The organism is uncultured Campylobacter sp. (genome assembly GCF_937890585.1).
Taxonomy (GTDB): Bacteria; Campylobacterota; Campylobacteria; order Campylobacterales; family Campylobacteraceae; genus Campylobacter_A.
On the sequence record NZ_CALACG010000159.1, the window covers coordinates 1 to 2,954 of the forward strand.

3 protein-coding genes are annotated in these 2,954 nt (G+C 43.5%); all 3 read left to right on the forward strand.

Going from position 1 to position 2,954, the window contains the following annotated elements:
* On the forward strand, nucleotides 1-517 hold a 517-nt coding region (locus tag Q0296_RS04715; protein ID WP_298037193.1), incomplete at its 5' end, for a TonB-dependent receptor plug domain-containing protein.
* Nucleotides 481-2,178 carry a TonB-dependent siderophore receptor gene (locus tag Q0296_RS04720; protein WP_298037195.1) on the forward strand — a complete coding sequence of 566 codons (1,698 nt, stop codon included), beginning with the start codon at nucleotides 481-483 and terminating at the stop codon, nucleotides 2,176-2,178. The genes Q0296_RS04715 and Q0296_RS04720, both read left to right, overlap by 37 nt.
* Before the next feature lie 83 nt (nucleotides 2,179-2,261).
* Nucleotides 2,262-2,954 (forward strand): aconitase family protein (locus Q0296_RS04725; protein WP_298037199.1); only part of this gene is annotated, 693 nt, incomplete at its 3' end.

The window sequence follows — 2,954 nt, forward strand, 5'->3', positions numbered from 1 at the left end:
ATTTTTCATCAGATTTCAAAAATTTCACTTTTATATAATGATAACGATTTTTAATACATTAAATTTTAAAGGATCTAGTTTAAAAAAATGCACTATTAGCATAGCACTTTGCGCTGATATCTCGGCTCTAAATGGAGCTGATGTAAATTTAGAAGGTGTTAGCGTAGAAGATAGCGCGGATGATGGTTATAGGGCGACAACGAGCGAAGTTGGCAAGACAAATACACCTATCCTCGAGATACCACAAACCGTAAATGTCGTGACAGCGCAGCAGCTAAAAGACAAAAAGCCAGAGACGCTTGCAGAGAGCCTTCAAAACGTGAGCGGCGTTAGCTACGCAAACTCGACTGGAGGGATATTTGACGCAGTTTTGAAACGTGGATTTGGCAAAAACAGAGATGAGTCGATCATGCGAAATGGCACTTCAGCTGGCGTTAGACATAGTTTTAATGCAACCGTGCAAACAGTAGAGGTGCTAAATTGCTTTACGGCGTGCAAGACCCTGGCGGGATCATAAATTTAGTTACCAAAAAACCGCTTTACGACTTTAGCCATGAAATTTACGCTGGTGCTGGCAACAACCACTACTACAACTATGGCTTTGATAGCACCGGACCTATCGGAGAAAGCGGCTTTGCATATAGATTTATTTTCGATCAAAGCGGCAAACACTACTGGCGAGAGTATGGTAAATTTAAGTCCTTGCTAGTAGCCCCAAGCCTCAGCTATAAAGGCGAGGACTACCGCATCGACGCTGCCTACTCATACGGACGCTACACCGATCCGCTTGACCGCGGTAGCTACATGGTGACAAACAAAACTGCCGCATATAAAAACTGGGACGGCAAATTTCTACTAAGCGATCCCAAAAAGAGACTCGATGAGAAATTTAACGAGATAAAGGGCGAAATTCACACATTTGATGTCGGTTTTGAGAAAAATTTGAGCGAAAATTGGCTTTTAAAAGCAAACTACGCCTTTACAAGATCAATGCACGAGTACGGACAAATGAGGGTTAGAAATTTTACTCCAGCAACTGGCTTAGTCACTAGAGAAAATTCTTACTATTACGATTTTGAGCACAGAACTCACGCTGGCGGGATAAATTTAAACGGCATAGTTGAGACCGGCCCCATCTCGCATAACCTAATAACAGGCGTGGATCTAAAAGAGGAGCTTCGCCGCAGGGCAAATTCTTACAGAAGTCAAGGCGGAGCAAATAACGTAAATTTATACAACCTTGTATTTGGCACCGCCTCTTTAGTAAAAACACCAAATCAAAACGACAAGCAGTATCAAAGGATACGAAGCATCGGCACATACGTGCAAGATAATATAAATTTAACCGAAAATCTAATCTACGCACTCGGCTTAAGATATGAGTACTACGATCAGCTTGGTGGCAAGGGCGAGCCATTTAAAACAGCTACCGACAGCCACGGTGGCAAGCTAATATATCAAACTGGCCTTCTTTATCTACTAAATAAAGAGTGGTCGGTCTATGCAAACTACGCTCAAAGCTTTAAGCCACAAATATCTATGAATGACGATCTTGGCTCGCTAGATCCTGAAGAGGGCAACTCTATCGAGCTTGGAAGCAAATTTCAAAACGATAGCATTACAGCTACTGCAGCCATTTTTGATATCAAAAAGAAAAACGTAGCCTACAGCCTAAACAACATCACTTACGCAAGTGGCGAGGTGCGCTCACGTGGCTTTGAGCTAGACGCAAACGGCAAAATAACAAAGGGGCTTACTTTAGGGACGAGCTACGCCTACACAAAGACAAAGACTCTAAAAGACGAGGAGAACACTTGGAAGGTTGGCAAGCCATTTGACGCCACACCAAAGCACCAGGCAAGCTTGCTCGCAAACTACGACTTTACCCACCTTGGGCTAAAGGGCTTTAGGCTAGGCGGTGGGGCTAGATACTTTGGCTCATGGTTTGCCTACTCAAATTCTGGTGATGCATACAAGATGCCTCATGCTGTGACTTATGACGCATTTGCAAGCTACACAACTAAAATTTCAGGCTATGAGACAAATGTTCAGCTTAATGTGAAAAATTTGACTGATAAAATTTACTACACTTCTTACAACTCAGAGGGCAAAAATATCCTAGCCATCGTGCCAGGATATGGCAGGCAGTTTATGCTCACCGCATCGGTTAAATTTTAGTTTCACTAAGCCTTTTGGCTTGGTGAATTTTCTTTAAATTTAGCTATTTTTGTTAAAATCGCCCCAAAATTTAAAGGAAATTTATGAAACAAACCATCACAGAAAAAATATTTTCAGATCACGTTGGCAAAGAGGTAAGCGCAGGAGAGATCATCGAGAGCAAGATCGATATGATCATAGGCAACGATATCACGACGCCTATTTCGATCAAGCAGTTTGAGCGAAGTGGTGCTAAAAAGCTAGCTAACCCAGACGGCTTTGCCATCGTGATGGACCACTACATCCCGACAAAGGATATCCTAAGCGCAAATCAAGCCAAAATTTCACGTGAATTTGCCTACAAACACGACCTTAAAAACTATTTTGACGAAAAAGATATGGGTATCGAGCACGCGCTTTTGCCTGAAAAAGGGCTAGTAATCCCGGGCGACGTCATCATCGGCGCAGACAGTCACACCTGTACGCACGGCGCTCTTGGGGCGTTTAGTACTGGCATGGGCAGCACCGACCTAGCTTATGCGATGATCACGGGCAAAAACTGGTTTAAAGTGCCTGAGAGTATCAAAGTCGTCTTTAAAGGCAAGCTTGATAAGCACGTCTACGGCAAGGACCTCATCCTTGAGATCATCCGCCAAATAGGCGTTGATGGCGCACTTTATAAGGCACTTGAGTTTAGCGGCGAGGTGATAGAGGGCCTTAGTATGGATGATAGATTTTCAATGTGCAACATGGCGATCGAAGCTGGCGCAAAGAGCGGTATCATCGCGGTTGATGAG